General features: G+C 63.0%; 16 protein-coding genes. 7 read left to right on the forward strand and 9 right to left on the reverse strand.

Going from position 1 to position 26,512, the window contains the following annotated elements; all coding sequences use genetic code 11:
* Positions 1 to 4 precede the first annotated feature (4 nt).
* From CCOS864_RS12075 to CCOS864_RS12090, 4 genes are read right to left on the reverse strand one after another with little or no spacing between them, the layout of a single operon-like run.
* Positions 5 to 652: a CpsD/CapB family tyrosine-protein kinase gene (locus CCOS864_RS12075; RefSeq protein ID WP_115086521.1), complete on the reverse strand. Its 648-nt coding sequence runs from the start codon at positions 650 to 652 to the stop codon at positions 5 to 7.
* Complete coding sequence (locus tag CCOS864_RS12080) at positions 653 to 1,399, reverse strand: sugar transferase (protein ID WP_115086522.1); 747 nt, start codon at positions 1,397 to 1,399, stop codon at positions 653 to 655.
* Positions 1,396 to 2,466 (reverse strand): NAD-dependent epimerase, encoded by a 1,071-nt coding sequence (locus tag CCOS864_RS12085; protein WP_115086523.1) that lies wholly within the window; start codon positions 2,464 to 2,466, stop codon positions 1,396 to 1,398. The genes CCOS864_RS12080 and CCOS864_RS12085 overlap by 4 nt, the downstream gene beginning before the upstream one ends.
* The gene (locus tag CCOS864_RS12090) at positions 2,463 to 3,815 is read right to left on the reverse strand and encodes a UDP-glucose dehydrogenase family protein (protein ID WP_115086524.1); all 1,353 of its coding nucleotides are present in this window, start codon (positions 3,813 to 3,815) and stop codon (positions 2,463 to 2,465) included. Before CCOS864_RS12090 ends, CCOS864_RS12085 begins: the two co-directional genes overlap by 4 nt.
* Positions 3,816 to 4,218: 403 nt before the next feature.
* On the opposite strand from CCOS864_RS12090, the gene CCOS864_RS12095 reads away from it, so the two are divergent.
* The 3 genes from CCOS864_RS12095 to CCOS864_RS12105 all read left to right on the forward strand — a co-directional run bounded on the left by CCOS864_RS12095 (position 4,219) and on the right by CCOS864_RS12105 (position 16,630).
* Positions 4,219 to 5,928, forward strand: a complete 1,710-nt coding sequence (locus CCOS864_RS12095; RefSeq protein ID WP_115086525.1) for a sulfatase-like hydrolase/transferase — start codon at positions 4,219 to 4,221, stop codon at positions 5,926 to 5,928.
* A gap of 340 nt (positions 5,929 to 6,268) precedes the next feature.
* Complete coding sequence (locus CCOS864_RS12100) at positions 6,269 to 11,455, forward strand: dermonecrotic toxin domain-containing protein (RefSeq protein WP_115086526.1); 5,187 nt, start codon at positions 6,269 to 6,271, stop codon at positions 11,453 to 11,455.
* 75 nt (positions 11,456 to 11,530) lie between these two features.
* Positions 11,531 to 16,630 (forward strand): dermonecrotic toxin domain-containing protein, encoded by a 5,100-nt coding sequence (locus tag CCOS864_RS12105; RefSeq protein WP_115086527.1) that lies wholly within the window; start codon positions 11,531 to 11,533, stop codon positions 16,628 to 16,630.
* 36 nt (positions 16,631 to 16,666) lie between these two features.
* On the opposite strand, the gene CCOS864_RS12110 is transcribed toward CCOS864_RS12105, so the two are convergent.
* On the reverse strand, positions 16,667 to 17,632 hold the full coding sequence (locus CCOS864_RS12110) for a LysR substrate-binding domain-containing protein (RefSeq protein ID WP_115086528.1): 966 nt from the start codon (positions 17,630 to 17,632) through the stop codon (positions 16,667 to 16,669).
* A 146-nt stretch (positions 17,633 to 17,778) separates the two neighbouring features.
* Between CCOS864_RS12110 and CCOS864_RS12115 the strand changes: the two genes are divergently transcribed.
* Positions 17,779 to 19,155: an L-serine ammonia-lyase gene (locus tag CCOS864_RS12115; RefSeq protein ID WP_115086529.1), complete on the forward strand. Its 1,377-nt coding sequence runs from the start codon at positions 17,779 to 17,781 to the stop codon at positions 19,153 to 19,155.
* A gap of 165 nt (positions 19,156 to 19,320) precedes the next feature.
* Entirely contained in the window at positions 19,321 to 20,619 is a 1,299-nt protein-coding gene (locus CCOS864_RS12120) for a serine/threonine transporter (protein ID WP_167458885.1), read from the forward strand.
* Between the two features lie 43 nt (positions 20,620 to 20,662).
* Here the strand turns inward: CCOS864_RS12120 and CCOS864_RS12125 are convergent, their stop codons facing one another.
* The 3 genes from CCOS864_RS12125 to CCOS864_RS12135 are packed head-to-tail and all read right to left on the reverse strand — an operon-like array spanning position 20,663 to position 24,296.
* Complete coding sequence (locus CCOS864_RS12125) at positions 20,663 to 21,493, reverse strand: hypothetical protein (protein ID WP_115086530.1); 831 nt, start codon at positions 21,491 to 21,493, stop codon at positions 20,663 to 20,665.
* A gap of 11 nt (positions 21,494 to 21,504) precedes the next feature.
* A complete protein-coding gene (locus tag CCOS864_RS12130; RefSeq protein WP_115086531.1) occupies positions 21,505 to 22,590 on the reverse strand; it encodes an HNH endonuclease in 1,086 nt (361 codons plus the stop codon).
* Between the two features lie 47 nt (positions 22,591 to 22,637).
* Entirely contained in the window at positions 22,638 to 24,296 is a 1,659-nt protein-coding gene (locus CCOS864_RS12135) for an alkaline phosphatase D family protein (RefSeq protein ID WP_115086532.1), read from the reverse strand.
* Positions 24,297 to 24,471: 175 nt separating this feature from the next.
* Between CCOS864_RS12135 and CCOS864_RS12140 the strand changes: the two genes are divergently transcribed.
* Positions 24,472 to 24,879 carry an OsmC family protein gene (locus CCOS864_RS12140; protein WP_010226866.1) on the forward strand — a complete coding sequence of 136 codons (408 nt, stop codon included), beginning with the start codon at positions 24,472 to 24,474 and terminating at the stop codon, positions 24,877 to 24,879.
* Here CCOS864_RS12140 and CCOS864_RS12145 read toward each other — a convergent pair.
* On the reverse strand, positions 24,876 to 25,553 hold the full coding sequence (locus CCOS864_RS12145) for a DUF3313 domain-containing protein (RefSeq protein ID WP_115086533.1): 678 nt from the start codon (positions 25,551 to 25,553) through the stop codon (positions 24,876 to 24,878). The genes CCOS864_RS12140 and CCOS864_RS12145 overlap by 4 nt on opposite strands.
* Before the next feature lie 161 nt (positions 25,554 to 25,714).
* On the opposite strand from CCOS864_RS12145, the gene CCOS864_RS12150 reads away from it, so the two are divergent.
* Positions 25,715 to 26,215: a GNAT family N-acetyltransferase gene (locus tag CCOS864_RS12150; RefSeq protein ID WP_115086534.1), complete on the forward strand. Its 501-nt coding sequence runs from the start codon at positions 25,715 to 25,717 to the stop codon at positions 26,213 to 26,215.
* The last annotated feature ends 297 nt before the right edge of the window (positions 26,216 to 26,512 follow it).

Raw genomic sequence — 26,512 nt, forward strand, 5'->3', positions numbered from 1 at the left:
TGGCCTAAAGGTTGTTGTACAGCCACTTGGGCATGTAGTACTTGCGCCGGTTGAACACGCTGCCGATCAGCCTGGCGCCGGCCTGGGTCAGGCGCTGGGCGGCTGCCTGGGCCACTTCCCACCGGGTTTCCTCGGCGCACACCACCAGCACCACGCCATCGACCAGGGTGCCGATGATCAGGCTGTCGGCGCTGGCGTACACCGCCTCGCCGTCGACCACCACAAAGCGGTAGTGCTCGCCCATGTGCTTGAGCAGCACGCGCAGCAGGTCGGGGTTCAGGCGCTCCTTGCCGCGCTTGTAGGTGCCGGCCGGCAGCACGTCGAACGGCTGGTCGGACAGGCGCACGATGCAGTCCTGCATCAACGGCGGGGTGTCCTGGTTGAACATCAGGTCGTTGAAACCGCGCAGTTTGTGCAGGCTCAACTGCTGGCTGAGGTTGTTGTTGCTGGGGCTGCTGTCGACCAGCAATACCGGGCCGCCGCTCATCAACGCCAACTGGCTGGCAAAGGCCAGGGCGCTGGTGCTGGTACCGCTGCCGGTGTTGGCGGCGGTTAGCAGCAGGATGCGCTGGTCTTCATCGAGCACCGTGGAGGTCAGGTTGGTTTCGCTCGGGGTGGCGATCGTCAGACTTCTAGAAGTAGAACCGTCCATTCAACTTGCTCCGTGGCCGCTGAAGACTTTGAAAGGAGTCTTGAAGAGGATTTTCAGATCCAGCATCAAGCTCTGTTCGTTGATGTAGCTCAGGTCCAGTTCGACTCGCTGGTCGAAGTCTATGTCGCTGCGTCCGGAGATCTGCCACAGGCCGGTCATGCCGGGGTGGATGCTCAGGCGGGCGAGGTGGTTGTCTTTGTAGCGATAGGCGTTGAACGAGGTGGGGCGGGGGCCGACCAGGCGCATGTCACCGCGCACCACGTTGAACAGGTTGGGTAACTCGTCCAGGCTGCTGCGCCGCAGCCAGCGGCCGATCGGGGTGACGCGCGGGTCCTTGTCGATCTTGAAATCGATGGCATCGGCGCCGTGCTTGTTCAGGTGGCGCACCGAATCCTTCAAGGCTTCGGCGTTGGCGACCATGGTGCGGAACTTGTACATGCCAAAGGTGCGGCCGCGGTAGCCGGTGCGCTTTTGCACGAAGAACACCGGGCCGGGGCTGCTGAGCTTGACCAGTACGGCCAGTGGCACCAGCAGCGGCGAAATCAGCACCAGGATGCACAGGGCGCCGAAACAGGCCAGCACCCGGTTGGTCCGCGACAGGGTCCAGGGACGCCCGCCAGCGCGGCCGGTCAGCCAGCCACGGCCTTGCATGTGAATGGCCGCGTCGATGCGTTGGCGATGCGCAGGGTCCATGCGCTTGTCTTGGTACAGTGCCTGCAGTTGCGCACTTTTAGGTTGTCCTGTCATACCGCCCTCCGTTGATGCTCGGGCGCCTGCCCGTTATCGCGTTTGGCGTCCTTGCCAGTGTGCGAGTAGTACTGATGAAACCAGGCAATAAAGCGCCCGAGCCCTTCATCCAGCGAAACCTGGGGGGTGAAGCCGGTGATCCGTTCCAGGGCGCTGCCATCGGCACAGGTGGCTAGCACATCGCCCGGTTGCAGCGGCAGCAGTTCGATGGCTGCCTTGCGCTGCAGGTGTTTTTCCAGCAGCGCGACGTAGTCGGTGAGCTCCACCGGGCGCTGGCCGCCGATGTTGAACAAGCGCCACGGTGCATGGCTGCTGGCCGCGTCCGGTTGATCGCGGTCCCAGCCCGGGTTGGCCTGTGGCGCCAGGGGAATCAGGCGCACCAGGCTTTCGACGATGTCGTCGATGTAGGTGAAGTCGCGCTGGTGCTGGCCATAGTTGAACAGCGGGATCGGCCGGCCCTCGGCAATCGCCCGGGCAAACTGGATCGGCGACATGTCCGGACGGCCCCAGGGGCCGTACACGGTAAAGAAACGCAAGCCGCTGGCGGGAATGCCGAACAGGTGGCTGTAGCTGTGGGCCATGGCCTCGTTGGCCTTTTTGGTCGCGGCGTACAGCGACAACGGATGGTCGACGGCATCCTCGACCCGGTACGGGGTGTGCTGGTTGGCGCCGTACACCGAGCTCGACGAGGCATACAGCAGGTGCTGCACGGGATGGCGGCGGCAGCCTTCGAGAATGTTGAGAAAGCCGCAGAGGTTGCTGTCGATATAGGCCCGCGGGTTCTCCAGCGAGTAGCGCACCCCGGCTTGCGCGGCCAGGTGAATCACCACGTCGGGTTGCTCGCTGGCGAACAGTTCGGCCATGCCGGCGGCATCGTTGAGGTCCAGGCGGTACAGGGTCAACGGACCCGCTTCGGCTTCGACCCAGCGCACCCGTGCTTCTTTGAGCGCCGGGTCGTAGTAGTCGTTGAAGTTGTCCAGGCCGATCACCTGATGGCCGTCGCGCAACAGTCGCAGGCTGCAATGAGCGCCAATGAAACCGGCAGCGCCGGTGACCAGGATCTTCATGGCGCCGGCACCTCCGGCTGGACCTGGCGCAGGCCGATGCCAATGTAGCTCAGGCCGAAGGTGGCGACCTGATCGGGGTTGTACAGGTTGCGCCCGTCGATGATCAGGCGGCTGCGCAGCTTCTTGGCCAGCAGGGCGAAGTCGACCACACGAAAGGTCTTCCACTCGGTGCAGATCACCAGGGCATCGGCGTCTTCCAGGGTGTCGTCGCGGGTGGCGCACAGTTGCAGGTCTTTGCGGTAGCCGTAGAGGCGCCGGCATTCGGACATCGCCTCCGGATCGAAGGCGCACACGGTGGCGCCTTCGGCCCACAGCGCTTCCATCAGGTAGCGGCTGGGCGCTTCGCGCATGTCGTCGGTGTTGGGCTTGAAGGCCAGGCCCCAGACGGCAATCGACTTGCCCGCCAGGCTGCCGGGGAAGCGTTGCTTGAGCTTGGCGAAGAGGATCTGCCGTTGCGCGTCGTTGACCTCGCTGACACTTTGCAGCAAGCGCAGCGGCATGCCGCTATGCTCGGCAGTGTGCAGCAGGGCGCGCAGGTCCTTGGGAAAGCACGAACCGCCAAAGCCGCAACCCGGGTAGATAAAGTGATAGCCGATGCGCGGGTCGGAGCCGATGCCCTTGCGCACGGCTTCGATGTCGGCGCCCAGGTGCTCGGTGAGGTTGGCCAGCTCGTTCATGAAGCTGATGCGCGTGGCGAGCATGGCGTTGGCCGCGTACTTGGTCAGCTCGGCGCTGCGGTTGTCCATGAACATGAGCTTTTCATGATTGCGGCAGAAGGGCGCGTAGAGCTCGGCAAGCTGGTCATGGGCCTGGCTGTCGGCGGTGCCGACGATGATCCGGTCCGGGCGCATGCAGTCGGCCAACGCGCTGCCTTCTTTAAGGAACTCGGGGTTGGACACCACCCGTACCTTCAGCGCACCTTTGCCCAGGCGCTCCAGTTCGTCGCGGGCCAAGGCGGCGACCTTGTCGGCGGTGCCGACCGGCACGGTGGACTTGATGATCAGGGTGCGGTCGGCGTCCATCAGCCCGGCGATCTGCCGGGTTACCCCGAGGACATGGGAGAGGTCGGCCGAGCCGTCTTCGTCCGGCGGCGTGCCGACGGCAATGAAGATCAGTTCGGCGTGGTTGACGGCGTCACTGGCCTGGGTACTGAACAGCAGGCGGCCTTCCTTGATGTTTTCTTCGAGCATGCTCGAAAGGCCGGGTTCGCTGATTGGCGGTACGCCCTGACGCAGTTGACTGATCTTGTGCGCATCAATATCGATGCACAGAACCCGGTGTCCTACGTCTGCGAGGGCTGCAGCTTGTACAAGACCGACATAGCCGGTGCCAAATACGCTCACGTCCATGTCGGCGTGCCTCGTATGGAGTAATGAGGATGAAACAGTGGTGTGATTTCGGTATAGCCCACCCGTAGGAAGTCGTGTCAATGAAATGGCATGTTTCGTCTGATTTACACAGGCTAAGTTTTAGGCTTTTTGCCATCAAGCCGTTCTAAATCCGTGAGTTAGCTTGAGTAAGCACTGGCCAATTGCCGCATAGCAAAACGATGAACGGTCGCAGCCCCCGGTAAACAAGGGCTTAACGGATATCACTGTTTCACGAATGCAACGTTTTCGCATTTTTGAACTGTCAGAATTGGCGCCGCCAAGTTGAGTCATAAAATTGACGTTGTTCCGGTTTGCGCTTTGTCGAGGCACTGCTAACGTGTCAGTGTCCGGGGCAGTTGCAAGCGTTGCTGGCGAGGGAGAGATGCACAGATATTTCAAGGAACTGCTGCTCGCGCTGTACCTGCTGAGCAACTACCCGTACTACATCGAGCGCTTTCAGGCCATCGGCCTGAGCCCGGCGTTGCTGTTGTATGTCGGTGTACTGGTGCTGCTGGTGCTGGCCTTGCTGCTGTGCGCCAACATCCGCCAGGCCTGGCTGCGCTGGGGCCTGGCCCTGGTGTTCAGCGCCAGCGCGGTGTTTTTCGATGCCTACACGCGCATTACCGCCGACTACCTGACCTACAGCGGCTTTATCTCGATGGTGTATTCCGGTGGTTTTGTCGGTGAAGCCATCGAGCAGTACCACAGCGTGATCCTGCAGGTGCTGGGCAGGTCGTTGCTGTTGCTGCTGGGCCTGGGGCTCGCACCACGGCACAGGGTGCCAGGGCCCAGGGCACTGCCGTGGGCCGCGCCGCTGCTGGGCATCGCCTTGCTCACCGCGATCCTGTTCGTGCGCGCTGGCGAGGGGGCCCGTGGCCTGCCGATCATGTACACGCCACTGGCCTACGCCAACCTGATGCTCTACGAATCGCTGCACGACAGCGTCGGCCCGCGCGAACCGGTGACCCTGGCCCGCAGCGGCCCGGCCCTGGCCCGCGACATCGTGCTGATCATCGACGAAAGCGTCTCGGGCAATTACCTGGACCTGAACACCGCCCATGGCGTACGCAGCCAGCTCAACCAGGCGCGCCCCGGGGTCAGTATCTTCAACTATGGCTACGCCGCCTCGATTGCCAATTGCAGCTCCGACACCAACGTCACCCTGCGCTATGGCGGCACCCGCGACGACTACCTGCGCATCAACTCGACCCTGCCGTCGATCTGGCAATACGCCAAGGTCGCAGGGCTTGGCACCGTGTACATCGATGCCCAGCGCACGGGCGGCAACCTGCAGAACCTGATGAATGCGGCGGAAAAACGCGACATCGACCAGTTCATCCAGTTCGACAGCACCCCGGTGCGCGACCGCGACATGGCCGCAGCGGCCAAGCTCACTGAACTGTTGGGCGATGAAAAGGCGCAGCTGATCGTGATCAACAAGGTTGGCGTGCATTTCCCCGTGCACGACAAGTACCCGGACGACTTCATGACCTACCGCCCGGCCTTGCCGCGCGGGCAGTACACCGACATCACCGATACCGGCCGGCGCGATGGGTTTTCCGGTCAGCCCGAAGACTGGGTGCTGTACCGCAATTCGTACATGAACAGCCTGTTGTGGAATGTCGGCGAGTTCTTCAATCGCCTGTTCGCCCAAGCTGATCTTAGCCAGGCGGTACTCATCTACACCTCCGACCACGGCCAGGACCTGCACGAACGCGGCAACCCCGGCCTGAATACGCACTGCGACAGCAACCCGGTGGAAGAGGAGGGCCTGGTGCCGCTGGTGGTGATCCAGGGCCAGGGTTTGCAGACCCTCGATTGGCAGGCGCAACTGGCGGCCAACAAAGACCGCTCCAGCCACTACAACATCTTCCCGACCCTGTTGCAGCTGCTTGGTTACGACCCGGCCGGGATCGCCGCGGTGTACGGGCGCTCGCTGGCGGTGCCGACCGATGACCCGTTCAGCTTCAATACCCGCTTCAATGCGCGGCTGGGGGCGAAGCCGGTGTTCAAGCATATCGACCTGAGCGAGGTGGTCACGCCGGGCCAGGGCTTGCCGCCGTCCCAGATGCCGGTGGGCAAGGCTGATTAAAAGGCTCTTCGCGGAATCCCGGGGACTATGAGCCTTGGGTTGGGTTGGGATGTTGAGGCTGCGGGCTTATCCATTCAGTGTGGGGCTGCTGCTGGCCCCTTCCGCCTTTACGGCGTAAGACAAAAGGGACCCGCCGTAAGGGCGGAAGGGGCCGGTAGCGGCGCCACATCGAATGGATAAGCCCACAGCCGTAGCCTCAACATCCCAACCCAACCCAAGGCTCATAGCCCCCGGGATTGCGTGAAGACCCGATTAAAACGCGGGCAGTAGTTATGTAACGCCTGGGAACCCATCGAATCGGGTTACCTGCGGATCCATTCCATCCGCAGGTAACCTGGCCATGTCCGATACCCCTGAACCATCCGCCGTCCTCTTTCACCACAAGCGCCTGGCCGCTGGCTTGCGCCCCAGGCTCGAGCATTTCAATCGCAACAACCTTCAAGCGCTGCTGCACAGCCAGCAGGCGATTCATGCTGACCGCCAGGGCCAGCCCCATGCCTGGTTCAATGACAGCGAGCCACAGCAGCGCAAGGCCCTGCTCGATGCAGCGAAGGCGCAACAAGACGCGCGCTGGCGCCTGGCCGGGACATTGTCCGGGCTGCAGAGCATCACCAAGTTCGCCACCCCCTTGCTGACCCGGGCATTGCTTGACCAGCACGGCCTGCAATTGGACGTGACCCGTGCCCAGCTGCACCGTTGGGCCCGCGAATTGGTGGACGGACGGCCAGTGATCAAGGGGCCGGAGCGACGCGCCAGCCTGCTGGAAGCCGCGTTGCAGAACTTCGCAGCCAATGAGGACTTCCACTTCAGCTATCTCACCCGCGAGGGCCAGGTGGCCGATACGCTGGCCTTGGCCGGCGAGGATTTCGCCGCCCTGTGCCGTGACCTCGATCTGGGCCAGCGTTATCAGCAGCACTTGCAACAGGTCTTTGACGAGGCGGGCAATACGCAGCAACTGCGTGAGCAGATGAGCGAAGCCACCCGCGCCGATTTCCAGCTGCTGGTGCAACGGGCCAGGATGAAACGCGAAATCAGTGCCTCGGCCCATGCAATGCTGCAGGCGCTGCTCAAGGGGATCCCGGCCATGCTCGACGGCAGGCCGGTAGTCTGCCGTCGCCTGGCCATCCTCGGCTGCGAGCTGGCCGACGTGCTGTTGATCGGGCCACAAACGGCCGGCAGCGAATCGACAGAACGTTGTGTGGCCTGGATCGCCGGTGCGCCCCTGGCACCGTTGAAGGAGTACAGCTCGGCCAGCGCCTTCGCCAAGGACCTGGCGATCAGTCTGCAATCCACCGAGTACAGCCGTGCCCTGGCGGCCAAGGTGCCGCAGGCGCTCAAGGGGCAATTCCTCCGCCGCCTGGAGCGCACCCTGTTCGAGGTGCGTTTCCACGGCAACGAACAGATTCGCCAGGCCATTGCCCAGCCGCGCCTGGAGGTCAGCGAGCGCATTCTTCAAGGGCCGCTGTGGGCGAAGCTGCAAACCTTGCAGGTAAGCAGGCTCCAGGCCAATGCCCGGGTGCTGGCAGTGCCGACCAGTGATGAAGACTACCAGGCACGGCTGCGGCGCCTGGACAGCTGGCTGGGAATTGCCCTGGATGTACTCAACGCCGCCGCGTTCGTGGTGCCCGGCCTGAATGAGGTGATGCTGGCGGTTACTGGCGCGCAGTTGATGGGCAACCTGTTCCATGGCGTCCACGCCTGGGAAGTGCATGAAACCGCCGAGGCGCTCGCGCAACTGGAGTCGCTGGCCCTCAACCTGGGGCTGTTCGCCGGCCTGGGCGCCGCGGCTGGCGCCTTGCAGCCATCGGCCTTCGTCGACAGCCTGCGCAGGGTCGAACTGGCCGACGGCCAGACACGTCTGTGGAAAGCCGACCTCGGCGGCTATGCCTGCAAGGTGCAGATCCCCGACAGCGTCCAGGTCAACGACCTCGGCCAGTACCTGCACGAGGGGCGCTACTACCTGCGTCTGCAGGAGCACTGGTACGAGCAGCGCCTGCACGTCGACAGCGGGCAGTGGCGCCTGGTGCACCCGACTGACCCGGCGGCCTATGAGCCTGTGCTCAGCCACAACGGCCAGGGCGCCTGGCAGTATCAGGGCGAGCAACCGCTGCACTGGCCACGCGGCCAGTTGCTCAGGCGCATCGGTGCACTGGCCGACGGCCTGGATGACGCACAGCTCGAGCAGGCGCTGCACATCAGTGGCGTCGAGGAACAGGCGCTGCGCAGTGCCCACGTTCACCAGTCGCCAATACCTGCGCTGCTGGCCGATACCCTGCAGCGCATGCAGTTCGAACAGCGCATCACCCGGTTGATCAGCGATGTGCGCGCCGGCCTGGCGCCGCAGTCAGGCATGACCTACCCGGTAGCCTTGCTGGTCGATTTGCCGAACTGGCCCGCCAACCGGGTGCTGGAGGTGTTCAAGGGGGCTGAGCTCTGGGGCGCTTCATCCACCTACGGCCTGGAGCGCTGGCCGCAAGGGCGCCCGATCAAGCTGCTGGCCCACGAGCTCCGTCAAGGCCGATTGCCGGAGAAGGTCCTGGCGGCGCTCGGCGAGGACGAAATCAACTCGCTGCTGGGCAGCAGCGTGGCAACCGGTGATCGCCTGCAGGCCTTGCGCGAGGCCCTGGCCAAGCAAGTACACAAACGCCGCGCCGCCATCTTCGACAGCTTGCGGCAAAGTACAGCAGGGCAGCCTTCACCGGGTGTTGCGCTGCTGCTCAGGGACTTCCCCGAGCTGCCCGAAAGCATCGCCCGGGAGATCGAGAGCCAGGCCAGCCTGGCGGAACATGCCCAGCTCAATCAGGCCGAGGCCCGCCTGCCATTGCGCCTGGCTGAAGAGGCGCGCCTGTATCAGCAACAAGTGCGCCTGAGCCGTGCCCTGGAAGGGCTGCAGTGGTCGGCCCCGCACAACCCGGACAGCCAGCGCCTGGCCCTGGGGCTGCTGGAGTCGGTGCCGGGCTGGACGGGTGAGGTGCGTATCGAGCTGCGTGAGGAGGTCGCTAGCGGTCGCCTGCTGGCTAGCATCGGCCGCGCCGATGGCGAGCTCAAGATCCTGGTCGCCAGCGCCGAGCGCTATCGTGCCTATGATGGTCTGGGTAACGAGTTGTTCAGTGGTGAGGATTACGTTGCCGCCATCCTCAGGGCCTTACCGGACGCCGAGCGCCAGGCATTGAGGGTGGATATTTTTGATGCTGAGCCGTTGCGCGCGAGGCTGCGGCAGCTGGCGATCGAAGATCGCGCCCGGGCCTCGCGTCTGCTCGGCCAGCAACCGCGTAAATCCTGGCACCGCGCACCGCTGCGCCTGGCAGATGGGCGCAGCGGTTATACCCTGGGTGGTGCCTCCAGTACCTTGCGGCCGGAAACCCACCGACGCCTTGGCGTACTGTACCCGGAGTTGAACCGGGACCAGATCACCCGCCTGGTCGCTGAGTTGCGCCAGAGTGGCCGCGACCTGGCCGAGATCGTCGAGGGGCTGGAGACAGAGTACCGCCAGTTGCAGCTCAAGCTCGACTACTGGCAGCGGTCGGTGCCCGGCAGCCCGACCCGGCGCCTGGCGGCTTCCCGGCTGAAACGGGCCTGGCAGCGGGGAGGGGGCTCGGAAAGCCACAGGCTTGAACTCCAGGAACTGGATATCACCGGCCTGCCGACGCTGGAGGTGCAGTTCAAACACATCACCGAACTTAACCTGCGCGGCGTGGTCGGGCCTACTGGCGTGCGTGGCGGTGAAATTCCGGCACATCTGTTCAGCAGCTTTCCGAAGTTGCTGGCCCTGGGCCTGGTGGGTAACCACTTACCGGAGATTCCGCTGTCGATCAGGCACTGTGGAGAACTGGAAGAACTGGCCCTGGGCCTCAACAGGCTGCAGGTCACAGACACCATGTTCCAGCCGCTCCAGGCCCTGCCCAGGCTACGAATCCTGACCCTGGCCAACAATCAACTCGGGCAATTGCCCGATGCCGCAATCGACGCGCTGTCGGGGCTGACTGCGTTGACGTACCTGGACATGAGCAGCAACAGCCTGGTGCTTGAAACCCGCCACCTGGAGCAGTTGGCCAACCTTAGACTGAGCAATCTGAACCTGGCGCACAACCGGATTACCCTTGATGAAGCCGGGGCGGCGGCGTTTCAGCGCCTTATTTACCTGTGCAATCTGGACCTGAGCGTAAACCCGCTGATGCGTGCCCCCGACCTGATTATCATGCCCTGGCTGCAAGCCGTCGATCTGAGCTCCTGCCAGCTGCGCGAATGGCCAAGCGGGCTCACCGGGCTGATGAATCAACACCAGTTCCAACTGAGTTCGATCAACCTGGCCGACAACCAGATTGAACAGCTACCGCACCTGGCGCAAACCCGCTTCGGCCAGACCCTGCGTCGCATAGGGCCTCGTGGTGATCTGGCGCTGCGCCTGACCAACAACCCGCTCAATGTCCAGGGTATCTTGCGCCTGCAGGCGCTGGGCCTTAGCCATGTGTTCTATGGTGACGCTATCGGCAACCGGCTGTGGCTCGAAGGTAGCAGCGAGGCGCAACAGGGTTTATGGCAGGACCTGTTCGACAGTGAGCGTAACCGCCCACTGTTCATCGCCCTGAGCACCCTGGAGCGCTCGCAAGCGGCGCAGATCGATGCCGCGCACCTGACCCGACGGGTGTGGAACTTGCTCGAACTGGCAGCGCAGGATGAAGTGCTGCGCAACGACCTCAATGACATTGCGGGCAGTTTTCCCGACACCTGCGGCGATGCCGGGGCGGATGTGTTTGCCGCGCTGGAGGTCGAGGTCATGGCCAACCGTCTTGCCGGGCAGGTGCTGGATGACCAGGGGCGTAGCGGTGAGTTGCTGGGGCTTTACCAGCGGCTGTATCGCCGCCATGAGGTGGAGCGAATTGCCGACCGCATCTCCAGTTTGCGCCAACTGCGCAAAAATGCGCTGGACAGCGGCGAGGCATTGCCGGCGCTGGATCCGCTGGACGACATCAGCGACGCCGACCTGGGGTTCACGGTCGACGACATTGAAGTTCGCCTGGCATTGCGCCGAACCCTGGCGACCCGCCTGGACTTTCCCGAGCCTTCGGCCGGAATGCTCTACCGCCACCTGGCCTATGTCAGCGATAGCCTGGCCAACCGGGTCGCGCAAGAAGTGCGCAGCCTCGACAGTGCCGCCAACCGTCAGCAATGGATGCTCGAGCAGCCGGGCTGGGCAAGGTTTCTCAAGCAACGCTTCAAGCCGCAGTTCGATGCGTTGACCGATCGTTGGTATCAGGGTGCGGAGTACGCCGAGCATTGCCTTGACCCGAGCAACCCCTCCGTACCGATGCTCGATGTCAGCCTGACCAGCTTTCTGAATACGCAGGCCGCTGAAGCGGACTTCATCGGGGCCCAGATCACGGCCCTCAGCCCTGATGAGGCGGGTGCTTTGCACCGGCAGGCGTTCAATGACCACCAGTACACGGTGTTCCTCAACGTGCTGGCCAGGGGGCAGGCAGCCGCCGAACGCGCACTGTTGTTGCAGCTCACGCGCCAGTCTGGTTGATGCACTACTTATCTAGCACCGTCGCGACTGACGGTGCTGGTCTCCTGACAGCCCCCACTGTCAGGAGCTTTCCCGATGACACCTGTAACGCAAACCTCGCCACTGATCTATCATCGCGCCTTGATCGGCGCGGCCATTCCCGCCTGGGTCGGCCATCTGGCGGCCAAGGATTTTCAGGCCCTGCTGCATAGCCAGCAATTGCCGTCCTCGACCGAGCCGCAACTGCGGGCCGCGATCATGGCCTCGCAGTCAGCGCGTCAGGCGCTTGCCGGGCAGCTTGCCGGGCTCAAGGGCATCAGCGCGTTCTGTGCACCGTTGCTGGCCCGCACGTTGCGCGAGACCTACAGGCTCGACCTTGATGTGCTGACGGCGCAACTGCACTACGTCGGTTTTGAAACCAGTGGCGGGCGCACCTTTCCCAAGGGCCGTACCCGCAGCAGCAGCCTGCTTGAGGCGGCCCTGCAGAATTTCAGCGACAACGAAGACCTGGGCCCCTTCAGCTACCTGACTGACGGGCAGAATCAACCTCTGAACCTGACCTGCGGCCAATTCGTCGCGCTGTGCCGCGAGCTCGACCTTGGCCGGCACTACCAGGACCATCTGCTGCAGGTGCTGGAGAGCCCTGGTACGGACGCCGGCATGATGGAGGCGGCCCGGGCCGATTTTGTCGAGCAGGTGCACCGCGCACGCGGCAACGGCGAAATCACCGGGCAGGTTCACGCCCTGTTGCTGGCGCTGGCCAACGGTACGCCGGGTGCCGTGCCCACCTTCGACGGCAAACCTGTGGTGTGTCGCCAGGTCAGTGTGCTGGGCAGTGTACTGCAGGGCGTGCTGTTGATCGGGCCGGATCCGGCGGCGAGCAACGTGACCGAGCGCTGCGTGGCCTGGATTGCCGGTGCGCCGTTGTACCCGATCAAGGAGTACTCATCGACCCGCACCTTTGCCCACGACCTGGCCACCAGCCTGCAAAGCGACGGTTATCGCCAGGCGATCCTCAACTGCGTCCCCCAGGCTGAGCGCCCGGTATTCACACGCGCCCTGGACGCTGCGCTGTTCGTCGAACGCTATCAGGGCGAGGAAAAAGTCCGCCAGCCGATCCTCAATCTGCGCCTGCAGGTGCAGGAGCATGCGCTCGGCGGCGAACTGTGGAGCCGCTTGCAGCGCCTGCAAGTGCGCAGACTGAAGGCCAATGCCCGGGTGCTGGCGGTACCCACCGACGATGAAGATCGCGCCACGCGCCTGGCGCGCCTGGAGCACTGGCTGGACATCGGCTTGAACGTGCTCAACGCCGCGGCCTTTGTCATCCCGGCGCTCAACCCGCTGATGCTGGCGGTTACCGGCGCGCAACTGATGGGCAATGTGTTCCATGGGGTAGAAGCCTGGGAGGCCGGCGAAGCCGCTGAAGCCCTGGCCCAGGTCGAGTCGCTGGCAGTCAACCTGGGGTTGATCGCTGCGCTGGGTGCGGCCGGCAGCGCGGTCGAGCCGTCGCTGTTTGTCGATGGTCTTGAGCGCATCGAATTGCCTAATGGCCAAGTGCGTCTGTGGAAGCCCGATTTGAGCGGCTATGAAAGCCCGGTGCAACTGCCCGAGCGCCTGGCACCCAATGACCTGGGGCAATACGCGCTGAACGAGCGGCTGTACATTCGCCTGGACGGCAAGCTGTATGAGCAGCGCTACGATGCCGATGGCCAGCAATGGCGCCTCAAACACCCGCGCCAGGGTGATGCCTTCCAGCCTGTGCTCAAGCAATATGGCGACGGCGCCTGGCAGTTCCAGGGCGAGCAACCGCTGCACTGGGAACGCAGCCAGCTGTTGCGGCGTATCGGCGTTCTGGCCGAGGGGCTGGACGATGCCACCCTGGCACAGGCTGCCGATATCAGCGGTATCGACGACGATATGCTGCGGCATATGCATGTCGAGCAGGGGCCGCTCGCACCGCTGCTGGCCGATACCTTGCAGCGCCTGCAACTGGACCGGCGCATCGCCCGGATGGTCGCCGATATTCGCAGTGGTGCGGCGCTGGAGCCGGGCATGACCTACCCGGTGGCGTTGCTGGTCGAGCTACCCAACTGGCCAGCCAACCGCGTACTGCAAGTGTTCAACGGGCCGGAGCTTTGGGGGCAATCGCAGACCTACGGCCTGGAACGCTGGCCGCAGGGCCACGCAATCAAGGTCCTGGCCGGTGATGTACGCAGCGGCAGGCTGGCCGAAGTGCTGTTGCAGGCCTTGAGCGAGGTGCAAGGCAGCGAGCTGCTGGGCCAGCACCTGCCGCAACCTGCGCGTGTGCCGGCCTTGCGCGAACAAATGGCCGAGCTGGCGGAACGCAGGCGCAGCGCGGTGTTCGACAGCCTGTATGCCAGTGTCGAAGGTTCGTCCGATCCGGGGGTCAAGACCCTGCAGCGCGACTTTGCGCTGCTGCCTGATTCACTGGCGCAAGAGATCGCCCGGCATGCCACTGCCCAGGAGCGTGCGCAATTGATCGGCGAGCAGGCGCGGGTGCCTCGGCGCCTGGCAGAAGAAGCCCGGGCCTATCAGCGTCAGCTGCGCCTGAATCGTGCGCTGGAAGGGCTGGTGTTCCCAGCGCACCTGGCGCTGGACAGCGAGCGCTTGGGGCTGCAATTGCTGGCAGATTTGCCGGGTTGGAACGCCGATGTTCGCCTTGAGTTGCACGAGCAAACGCTGGGCAGCGAAGTGCTGGCCAGCGTCGGTGACGCCGGGGCAGAGCTCAGGTCGTTGCTCAAGTACGACGGTGGCTATCGCGTCTTCGATGCCCGGGGCAATGAGCTGGGCGTGAGCGATGATTTTTTTGCCGCGCTGTTGCGTGCGCTGCCAGACACCGTGCGAAGGTCACTGGGGGTAGAGATCTACGAGTCCACGCAACTGCGCCAGCGCCTTGCCCGGCAAGCCCTGGGCGATCGCGCACGCAGTTCGACGCTGATCGGCCAGCAACCCTCGCGTCCCTGGCTGCACTCGCCGCTTAAACTGGCCGACGGGCGTCGCGGCTATCCGTTGGGTGGGGCAGTGGGGACGTTGCGCTCTACCGAGTATCGTCGCTTGAGCGCGCTGTACCCTGAGCTTCGCGAAAGCGAAATCACCGAGATCAAGCATCGGCTGAGAGTCGAGAATGAAGACCTCGCCGCTGCCATCCAGCGCCTGGAGGATGAGTATCGCCAGCTCGGGCAAAGCCTCGATCACTGGGTGGCGCAAACTTCCGGCGCTCGCGAGCGGGTGGACCGTGAGCGGCTGCGCGACCGGCTCAAGGCCGCCTGGCGCCAGGTAGGGGGCGAGCACAAGCATGAGCTGGAGCTGTCCGCCTGGGTGCCTGGCGGTTTACCTGTCATTGAAGCGCGATTCAGCCATGTCACCCGGTTGTTTTTGCATCGAATGGAGCTGACGGCAGTGCCGGAGCATTTCCTCTCGGCGTTCTCTGAACTCAGGGAGCTGAATCTGGATCACAACCGTTTGACTGAAATTCCCGCTGCGCTCGGCACCAGGACCAAGCTGCGCTTGCTCAGCCTTGAGGGCAATCAGGTCAGCGTCAATGCCCGTATGTTCGACCCGCTGCAAACCTTGCGGGCCTTGCGCGGGCTCAGCCTCACCGGCAACCAGATGGCCACGCTGCCCATGGAAGCCATCGGCACGCTGGGCAAGCTCGACAGACTGAGCACCCTGAGCCTGCGTGCCAATGGCGCGACCCTTGATGCCGAGCAACTGCAGGCCCTGGCGGCAATCCCGTTGCAGGAACTGGACCTTGGCCATAACAACATCCAGCTGGACGCGGCCGCTGCCGAAGCCTTTGCAGGCTTGGTGCGGGTGCGCAAACTCAACCTGGCCGACAACCCCCTGGGCCGAGCTCCGCGGCTGGGTACCCTGAAGGCATTGGAGCACCTGAGCCTGAGTGGCTGCCAACTCGAAGACTGGCCCGAGGGGCTTGTGGAATTGATGCAGCCGCGGGGGTATCGGTTGCGCACGGTCGACCTGAGCAACAACGCGCTGACCCAGCTCCCCGACCTGGCAACCACGGCCTATGGAGCGGACCTGCGTGCCGACGGCCAGCGCAGCCGCTGGATCCAGTTGAACCAGAATCCGCTCAGTGAAGCCGCTGCTGCTCACTTGCGCGGCCTGGGCATGCCGTTCAGTCGTCGCGCCAGCGGCCTGGCAGCCGGCTGGCTGCGCGAGGCCAGCGTCGATCAGCAACAACTGTGGGACACCTTGTTCCCGGATGACGACACGCATCGTCCGCTGTTGCTGGTGCTTGACCGGGCATTGGAGTCCAGCGAGGGCAGGTTCGATTTCGCCAATATATCCGCCAGGGTTTGGAAGCTATTGCGAGCGGCGGCACGTTCCGATCAGCTGTTCAGTGATCTGCAGGCGGTGGCCGAAGCCTATCCGCCAACCTGCGGTGACGCCGGGGCTGACGGCTTCAGTGCCCTGGAGATCGAGTTCCTCGCCTATCGTCGGAGCCAGGAGGCGCTCGATCCGCTGCAGCGCACTGCGGCCGTGGTCGGGTTGTACAAGCAGCTCTACCGCCGCGACCTGGTCAATTCCCTGGCCCAGCGTATCGGCCTGGCGCGTGACCTGCGCCGCAATGGCATTCGTGCCGGTACTCGGCCACTTCCTGCCTTCGATCCGCTGGATAACATTACCGACCTGGATCTGGAGCATGAATCCGATCCGGTGGAGATCCGCCTGAGGTTGCGTCAGCAACTGGCCGACAAGCTCGACTTCCCCGAGCCGTCCAGCGGCATGCTGTTTGCGCACAGGGCGGATGTCGATGAGCGCATCATCAAGAACGTCGCGCGTGAAGTCCGACGCCTGAGCAGTCAGCTGGAACCAAGGCAGGAGTGGATGGCGCTGCAGCAGGGCTGGAAACGTTACTTGCGCAACCTGCACGGGCAACGCTTCGAAACGTTCGAGCAAAAATGGCGAGATGCAGCGGATTACCTGTTGAGCTGCCTGTACGACTGGCACGAGTTCGACGGGCCGCTGGCGCCCGAGGTGCGCAGTGCCGTGCAGCAGATCCTGCCCGATGCGCCGGTGGACGGGCAGGGGCAACTGCAACGGTTGCCGCTTTCGGAAGGGCGTTACTTCATGGCTGAACGCCAGTTGAAAGAAGTCAGCAGCGCCGCCGAGCACGGGCTCATCCTTGAGCTGACGCGCAGCAGCGAAGTGTAAGGTTGTAGAACGGCCTTGCCTCCCGCTGGCGCAATTTCAGCGGGAGGCAAGCGCGTTTGCAGGTGCCCCGTCCTGGGCGTGAAGCGCCCGAAACCCTTCGGCTTCCTCCACCAGCCAGTCGTGCACTGCCCGTGCCCCCGGGTGCGCCAGGCCACCGGGCGGGTAAAGCAGCACATAGCGCTTGTGGTTGGCGATCGGCAGGCCGAACGGCACGATCAAGGCGCCGCGTTCCAGCTCGTCATTGAGCAGGGTGCGACGGGCAATGGCCACGCCGATGCCGGCAATCGCCGCCTCGATGGTCAGGTGATTGCGGTTGAAGGTGTGCCCACGGCGCACGTCCAGGCCGCTGGCACCAATCCCCTCCAGGTAGAACTCCCACTCGGCGTATTCCGAACTGCCGCGCCAGGCGGTGATGTCGTGCAGCAACGGGTAGTGCGCGAGGTCCGCCGGGCCGTGCAGCGGTGGGCGGCCGCGCAGCAGGGAGGGGGCGCAGACCGGGAAGATCTGCTCGTCAAGCAGGGGCGTTGAGTGCATGCCCGGGTAGCTGCCGTCGTTGAGGTCGATGGCCAGGTCGAAGTCGCCTTCGTGCAGGGCCTGGCTGCTGTCTTCGGCCACCAGGCGCAGCTGGATATCCGGGTAGCGTTGCTGCAGGCGCGGCAGGCGCGGGGTCAGCCATTTGGCCAAAAACGAAGGAATCGAGCGCAGGCGCAGGGTGCCGCGGATTTCGCCAGCGTCCAGGCGGCGCAGCTCGGCATCGATGCTGCCATAGGCTTCGCTGACGGTTTGCGCCAGGCGCTGGCCTTCGGCGGTCAGCTCCACGCCGCGGGCGCGGCGCAGGAACAGGCGAAAGCCCAGGCGCTCTTCCAGCTGGCGGATCTGCTGGCTGACCGCGCCCGGGGTGATGTGCAGTTCTTCGGCGCAGCGGGTGAACGACAGATGCCGCGCCGCACAGGCAAACACATGCAGCCAGACGTACATCTGGCCATTCATTTGTCGCTTCATTGTTTAGTTCTGCTAAAGGCTTGCTTAGAAAGTTTCGTTGGTCAACACGGCAGTGACCGGGCAGTATCGCGCAACTTCGCGACATCCATCAATTTTTTAACAGTGCCGTTGCGTGACATGGATTGTTGCCTCGGTCAGGCATTAGCATGGCTATCAGTGTTTTCGACCTTTTCAAGATTGGCATCGGGCCCTCCAGTTCCCATACCGTAGGCCCCATGCGTGCGGCGGCAACCTTTGCCCAGGCCCTGCGTGAGCAAGGTGTGCTGGCGCAGGTGAGCCGGGTCGAGGTGCGCCTGTACGGTTCGTTGTCGGCCACCGGTGTTGGCCACGCCACCGACCGCGCCTGCCTGCTCGGGCTGATGGGCGAATGGCCGGACCAGATCGACCCGCAGAGCATCGAGCCGCTGATCGCCCAGTTGCAGCAGAGCCAGGTGCTGATGCTCGACGGCAGCCGGGCGATCCCGTTCGATTGCGCAACCGACTTGCTGCTGCTCGATGAAAGCCTGCCGTATCACCCCAACGCCATGACCCTGGAAGCCAGCAGTGCAACGGGTTCGTTGCTGCAGCAAACCTATTATTCGGTTGGTGGCGGTTTTATCGTCGAGGCGGCGCAAGTGGGCGAGGCGGGCAACGGCGCCGAGCAGGTGCAATTGCCCTATGACTTCGACAGCGCCGCCGAGCTGCTGGCGCTGTGCAAGCAGCACCAGTTGCGGGTCAGCCAGGTGATGATGGCCAACGAACTGGCCTGGCGCGAGGAAGCCGAGGTGCGCAGCGGCCTGCTCAAATTATGGGCGGCCATGCGCGAGTGCGTCGACAACGGCCTGCGCAACGAGGGCATCCTGCCGGGCGGGCTCAAGGTCAAGCGCCGCGCCGCCAAGCTGCACCGCAGCCTGCAGGAACTGGGCAAGCCCAACGTCATTGGCTCGACCCTGAGCGCCATGGAATGGGTCAACCTGTTCGCCCTGGCGGTCAACGAAGAGAACGCTGCCGGCGGGCGCATGGTCACCGCGCCGACCAACGGCGCGGCCGGCATCATCCCGGCAGTGCTGCATTACTACATGAAATTCAACCCCGATGCCTGCGACAACGACGTGGTCGACTTCCTGCTCAGCGCTGCCGCCGTGGGCATCCTGTGCAAGAAGAACGCGTCGATCTCCGGCGCGGAAGTGGGGTGCCAGGGTGAGGTGGGTTCGGCCTGCGCCATGGCCGCTGCGGGCCTGGCCGATGTGCTCGGGGCCACGCCGATGCAAGTGGAAAACGCCGCTGAAATCGCCCTGGAGCACAACCTCGGGCTGACCTGTGACCCGGTTGGCGGCCTGGTCCAGGTGCCGTGCATCGAGCGCAACGCGATTGCCGCGGTCAAGGCCATCAACGCCGTGCAGATGGCCTTGCGTGGTGATGGCGAGCACTTTATTTCCCTCGACCGGGTGATCCGCACCATGCGCGATACCGGTGCCGACATGCATGCCAACTACAAGGAGACTTCGCGCGGCGGCCTGGCGGTCGCGTTCGTCGAGTGTTGATCGCTTAAAAAGCAAGGCTTCGCTGGCAAACCAGCTCCCACAGGGATTGCACCATTCCTGTGGGAGCCGGTCTTGCCGGCGATGGGCTGCACAGCAGCCCCAGGTTTTACCCAGCAACAAAGCAGTTCGTTCATACGCAACAAAAACAACTACAAGGCAATATCGATGACTGATGTAAATAGCACCACGACCGTTCGTGTGGAATCGGCTGCGCCTGCGCAAAGCCGTGCCTGGAGACGTTACGACACCACCTGGGTTCTGGGCCTGTATGGCACCGCCATCGGCGCCGGCACCCTGTTCCTGCCGATCAACGCCGGGGTAGGGGGCTTCTGGCCGCTGCTGGTCCTGGCAGTATTGGCCTTCCCCATGACCTTCTACGCCCACCGCGGCCTGACCCGCTTCGTGCTCTCGGGCAAGCGCGGCGCCAGTGAAGACATCACCGAAGTGGTCGAAGAACACTTCGGCGTCGGCGCCGGCAAGCTGATCACTCTGCTGTACTTCCTCGCCATCTTCCCGATCCTGCTGGTGTACAGCGTCGCCCTGACCAACACCCTGGGCAACTTCATGGAACACCAGCTGCACATGACCCCGCCGCCGCGGGCGCTGCTGGCCCTGTTGCTGATCTGCGGGCTGATGATCGTGGTGCGCAGCGGCCAGGGCATCATCGTCAAGGTCATGAGCCTGCTGGTCTACCCGTTCGTGGCCGCGCTGTTGCTGCTGGCCGTGAGCCTGATCCCCAACTGGAACGGCGCCTTCTTCGCCCAGGCCAGCGAAGGCATGCCCCTGGACCTGTTCTTCAAGACCTTGTGGCTGGCCATCCCGGTGATGGTGTTCTCGTTCAACCATTCGCCGATCATCTCCGCCTTTGCCGTTGACCAGAAGCACCGCTATGGCGAGCAGGCCGATGCCAAGAGCGGCAAGATCCTCGCCAGCGCTCATGTGATGATGGTGCTGACGGTGATGTTTTTCTGCTTCAGCTGCGTGCTGGCCCTGAGCCCGGCAGACCTGGCTGCCGCCAAGCAACAGAACATCTCGATCCTGTCGTACCTGGCCAACCACTTCCAGACCCCGGTGATCGCCTTCGTCGCGCCGCTGATTGCCCTGGTGGCAATCACAAAGTCGTTCCTCGGCCACTACATCGGTGCCAGTGAAGGGTTCCAGGGCATGATCGTGAAAACCCTGCGCAGCCGTGGCAAACAAGTGTCGGCCAAGCGCCTGGAGCAGATGACCGCGCTGTTCATGGTGGTTACCTGCTGGGCCGTGGCGACCCTGAACCCGAGCATCCTCGGCATGATCGAGAACCTCGGCGGGCCGATCATCGCCTGCCTGCTGTTCCTGATGCCGATGTACGCCATCCACAAAGTGCCGTCGCTGCGCAAATACTCGGGCAAGGCCTCGAACGTGTTTGTGGTGCTGATCGGATTGATTACCCTGTCGGCGATTCTGTATTCGTTCTTTGCCTGAGTGAACGGCTGCACACCGCTTGATGCTGTGTGCAGCCGACTGCCTAGAACGGGGCGGTGCCGGGGAAGGGCTGATGCGGGCCGTTGCCCAGAAAGTGAACGGCGTGTTTCGCAGGAAGACAGGCAATTGGCGGCGGAGTGGCAGGCTGATTCGCAGCGAATATCTGCTGCAGCCTTTGCTGGTCCCAAATAACTTGAGCAACACTTGCCCAACAGCTTGCCCAAAATCCAGTTGAGCCGATGATCTGACGCAGTTGCTCGCTCATGGCATCGGCCACACCAGGCGTGATGTGTTCCCTCAAAAGGTCAGCCACCTTGGTCGCTTTATGCCAAGCGTCGGTGCGTTGATGCATCCGCCGATCGAGCAATGACTGATGATCCTCCCAGGGGATTACCAGTCTGTCTTCATCCAGATACGTTGTGTTAAGGGCAAAATAGCGAATTGTTGCCTGGGCGCGGGGGTGGGTTGCACCAACCACCACACAATGGACCTGGTCATTGCGGATTATGTGCTGATGTTCGTCGATCAGTACCTGTTGCAGTTTTTTCAGCGAATATTGCAGTGCTGGTGTTTCCCCAGCGCGGTAACGCGCTTCAGGATCAGTCGGCAGTAGCAGTAGCGGCAAGTCCGCAGGATCGGCGTGCTGCTGTGCTGCATGGCAATTATGGTCGAGCAGGTAGAGATGCTCCCAATCCTCGGCTCCGCAGCTGTCGCCCTCCAGGCTGTGGCCGGTTCGGGCATTCCATACCCAGAGGTTATCCAGCAGCGGCCGTTCGCAGAACGCACAGAAGTTGCCAAATGCGCTTACCAGCAGCCTCGCGGCTGGAACCTGGAGCAACTGTGCGGGCAACGTTGGGCGATCAAGGGGACGCATAGGCACCTCGTTCAGGGGAGTTGCTGGGTATTTGTGCCGGGATAGTAGAGCGGGTCTTTGGTGGCGAGGACGAAGCGTGACGCGTATCGGCATCCATACGTGGCGTCGAAGGCGCTCATCACACTCAGCCATACTGCATAAAATCCGGAGCTTGCTGCACGTCGAGGTGTGTTCTCCCACAGTTGATCGCGCGCTAACGGACCATTTGCTTGCAGCAGCAGTCGGCATTCCTCAAGGGCGTCGAACCAGGCACGCGTGCGATTCATCTGGCGTCGGTCATAGGTGCCGGGAGAGTCGTCATTGAAACCGATAAGGTCGATAGTTTCGACCGCCACAGCGTCGTGCGGATCACAATCGACGAATACTGCAACTTGAACGTTGCTGAGCAAGATGTTGTTGACCATGAGGTCGGCCAGTACCTGGTGCTGTATGACGTCATAGGCAATAAGCTGGTTGCCACTGGCAACGGAGTCTTGAATATTCAGCTCAACCCAGCCGGGACGCGCTGGATCGTGATAGCGCAGTTTGTTGGGAAACCGCTGCCAGCTGTCGGCGGCCAGGTCGGGCCAGATGTAGTTGCGTCGGCGAATGGCGTTGCGCAAGTCCTGTTCGCCAGGGGCATGTATGCCTGTCGACCTGGCCGCCTTGATGCGATCAGGCGTATTACCTTTTGCTGTATTGCATGGACTGCAGGCGGGCAGAAAATTTTCCCAGCTCGTGGCGAACATTGGGTAATGCGCTTTTGGTACGGCATGTTCTACTTCGACCAGGCCAGGCAAGGCTGTCCCGCAATAGGCACAAAAGGCGCCAAGCTCTTGTGCCAAGGGGGCCGCTGCTGTCTTGTAGATTTGCGCAACTCGTTGTTTGAGGCCGGTAATCAGGGCGTCCTGTTGCATTGGCGTAAGATTGCTGAGTTTCAAACCTCGGGAGTGTTTGAGCAGCAATTTCAACACATATATCAGAGACACTCTGTACATCGCGGTAGGTGCTTTGATAGCCACAACCTGCTGCAGTAAGCCTGAGACCGCACCGCCGAAGTCAAGGCTCTGGGGCAGCAAGTAATGTGCATGGCTGGTTGGCTTGAGAATAGGTCGCATGGCACGCCACTGGAGTCGGGCAAAGGTGACATCACCTCAGTGTAGTGCTACTTGAGCAACACCCGTCGCTTGGTCAGCTCACCATCCTCGCCACTGGGCCAGTGCAGCTCCACCAGCACTTCGGTCTGTTTGCCGTCCAGTGACGGGCGCACGCTGAGCAGGGCGAAGTTCTTTGAACCGGCCATGGCGTACCAGCGCTCGCAGACCATGTTGGCAATGCCCGGCATCTCGCCACCGCCGCTGATGGCCAACTTCAGCATGTCCGGCGCCGGTATGCGCGAAATGGCACTGGAGGTGACCTGGTACACCTTGGCCGCCGGGTATTGCTTGTGCAACAGGCGAAACACCGCCGCGCAGTGCACGTCGCCACTGAGAAACACCACCGGCTTGGCACTCTTGCCCAGCGCCGCGTAGACCTGATCGAGCAGCACCTTGCGTTCGGCGCGGTTGGTCTTGTGGTCCCACTCATCCATGCAATCGTCCTTGAGCGAGCCGAAATCGGCGCCGTTGGTGACCGCGTTCTTCCAGTGCATCACCGGCACCGGCGAGACAATGAACACCGCCTTGGCGCTCTGCACCACGGCACTGTTCAACCAGTCCTTGAAGCGCTTCATTTGCGCGCTGCCGAGGATCTTGTGCGGGTCGTTGGCCTCGATATCGTGATGGCCGCGCATGTCCAGCACATAGAAGGCCGAGCCGCCTTGCTCGAAGGCGTAGTCCCAGTGGCAGTCGTCGGGCTTGTCGAGGTTGATCGAGGTCACCGGGTTGTGGCTGTGCTCGTATTCGTAATAGGCGCGGCAGGCGGCGCGCCACATGAGATCGACGAGCATCTGGTTGGTGGGGCCGTTGCTGGTGCTTTCAAACAGCAGCGAGATGCGTTTTTGCCGCTCCTTGTTGGTCAGCGAGCCCCAACCGTCCATGATCTCGTGATCGTCCCAGATCATGTACTGCGGGAACTGCTCGTACACCTCGCGCAGGGTCGGGATGTTCCAGTACACCCGGTAATACCAGCGGTAGATGTTCAGCAGGTACTGCTCGATGCCGGGTTTGTCGTAGCTGTTGCCTTTCTTGTAATGGGCCAGCAGGGCCTGCTTGTTTTCTTTCAGCCATTCCCAGATATCCAGGAAGCCGTTTTTCTTGTTGGTGTCGACGTACATCTGGTCGCCACCGCCGATGACGAACTGCGCGCGCTGGTCGATCAGTTGCTGGTGCAGCAGCGGCCAGGCGCCGGCACTGCCGTCGGCGCTGATCGGGTCGTGGCAGCTGTAGAAGCCGAAGGTCAGGGTTTCGGGATTGATCGCCGGGGTGATGAAGTTTTTCGGCGAGTCGGCGCCGATTTCGGTGCGCCGACGAATGATCTGGTGGTCGGTTTCGCTGCTGATCAGCGCGTAGTAATAGGTGCTTTGCGCCTTCAGGCCTGTCACTGCAAAGACACCGGTGAGGTCGCTGTCGAAGCTGAATTTTTGCGCCTGGACGAACACCGGCTTGATCTTGTGTTTTTTCAGGAAATCGGCCACGGGCAGCTCATCCAGGCGCTGCAGGTCGCCGCTCAACGGCGTGGTGGTGACCACCAGCACCCACTCGCCGGGCATGTACACGCGAAACCACAAGCGAACGCTGGTTGGCGTGATCGCACCGATGATCGCGGCGCTGGCCAGCTTGGCGTACTTGCTTTCGTTGGAGGTGGGGTCCAGGAGCTGGGACATGGTCGATTTCCTTATCAGGTCAAGTTGTTGTTCCGGCAAGTAAAGCGGATTGGCCTGGTTCTGCCATTGTGCGTCGTTCTGCGCGCAGGACGCTGAAGTTCAACCGCGCGACTGGCGGCGGCGGGTCTTGGGCGCTAGGGTAGGCGGGTGTACCCATCTCCGATTAAGGAAGCTCATGAGCGCATCAACCGTTTACGCCGACCTTGGCGATGTCCCGTATCAGGTAAGCCTGGCTGCCGGTGCCCAGCAGTGGCTGGCTGATGAGGGCCGCGAGCTGGGCGGCCACGACAGCGGTCCCAATCCGCATCAATTGCTGCTGTCGGCCCTTGGCGCCTGCACCGCAATCACCTTGTCGATGTATGCAAAACGCAAGGAGTGGCCGCTGCACCATGTGCATGTGCAGCTGGACATCGTCAGTGAGGTGAAAAGCCCTGAAGTGCGCACCGAGATCAAGCGTGTGATCGAACTGCACGGTGATCTCGATGCGGCCCAGCGCGAGCGCCTGCTGGGCGTGGCCAATGCCTGTCCGGTGCACAAGCTGCTCAGCGGCAGCATCGTCATCGACAGTGAACTGAGCGACTAGCGTGATTCGCTCTTGAGCTTGGCGAAGCTTTTGCGCAGGTCGCTGGCCCAGCCGTCCAGCACTGGCTTGACGTTCTCCAGGGCCAGCTTGGAGGTGTTGTTTTCCAAGGCCTCGCCGGTGCCTTTGCGTACCACCTGAGCGATCACCTTGTTGTTGCTACCGTCGAGGAAGGCCGCCTCGGTGGCGATGTCCACTTCCTGGTCGCGGCCACCGGCGGCAGTGTTGACGGCGGCGGCCACCAGGGCGATGGGGATCACTTCGTAGGGCTTGAGGCCTTCGGTCTTGGTCGACACGGCGGTGATCGCCGGGCGCACCACCAGCACACCCGGGCCCGGACCCTGAGCCAAGGGCAGCTCGGCACCCAGTTCACGCTTGAGCGCGGTGTTGTAGTACTGGGTGATCTGCCCCAGGGTCTGCGGCGATATCGCCGCAGTGGGCTGGGGCTTGGGGTAGAACTGGCTGGGCTCGATATACACCTTGGTGAAGCGCGCGGCTTTCACCTGCGGGTCGATCCAGCGCATCACCGGCTGGCCGGAGATGCTTTCGGCGGGCTTGAGGCGGCTATAGTCCTTGAGAAACCCGGAATACTGGCTGGGGTCGACCCGGGAGCTGGCGCAACCGGCCAATACGATAAGGGCGGAGCAGAGCAGGGTGGAGCGCAAGGTGGGTTTCATCGACTTTCGTATCCTTGGCAATGACCGCACGGGGCAGGGGATTGATCGCCTGAACAACGCTAGCAGCTCTTGGCCAGGTCGCCAGCGATCAAGCGCAAAGCGCTCGTAAAGGATAGGTCTATGCAATACTTGTCGGTCCTTACCCGCCTCAGGACCCCGCAATGGACTTGCCCCGCCGCCTGCGCAGCAAACAGCTGAAACTCCACGCCCCGGAACTGACCTTTGCCGCGCAACTGCAGGCTGTGCTCAACGCCAACTACGGCTTCCACCGTGAATTTCTGCCCTGGGCCCGCGACGACTGGACCCTGGAACAAGCGCGACAAAGCCTGCTTCAGGCCCGGCAGAACTGGGCAGCGCCCCAGGGCGAAAAACGCTATTACCTGTTCCTGGCCAGCGGCGAACTGATCGGCTGCCTGGGCGTGCGGCCGGATGCTCAGGGCAAGGTCGGCTTGGGCTACTGGATCGCCGAGGGCCATGCCCGGCAGGGCTTGATGACCGAGGCGCTGGAAACGCTGTTGCCGGTGCTGGAAGGTTCGCTGCTGTGGCTGACCACGTCGCCGGCGAATGTGGCCTGTCAGCGGCTGGCGGAAGGGCTGGGGTTCAGGCGGGTGGCTGCGGCGGGTGGGGCGAATGCGCGGTTGCGGTATGAGTTGAGGTGCTGATTCAAAGTCGGCGTTGCCTGGATTACGAGCGCTTCGCGCTCGATCGCTGGCAAGGCCAGCTCCCACAAGTTCAGCGTCACGCCGGCCACTGTGGGAGCTGGCTTGCCAGCGATGAGGCCGGCACAGCGCTAGCCAATCTCAGGTCCTAGGACCTATCCTACGCAGTCTGTCGATATCACGCGCTTGCCCGGGGAAGGTCTGCACACTAGGCTCGCTCGGTCACTGAATGTTCGGTGATCGGGTTTGGCGACCCGGACAAGTTAAGACATCACCATGACTCTCTATGGTGGCTGTGCG

It is taken from the genome of Pseudomonas wadenswilerensis (assembly GCF_900497695.1).
Taxonomy (GTDB): Bacteria; Pseudomonadota; Gammaproteobacteria; order Pseudomonadales; family Pseudomonadaceae; genus Aquipseudomonas; species Aquipseudomonas wadenswilerensis.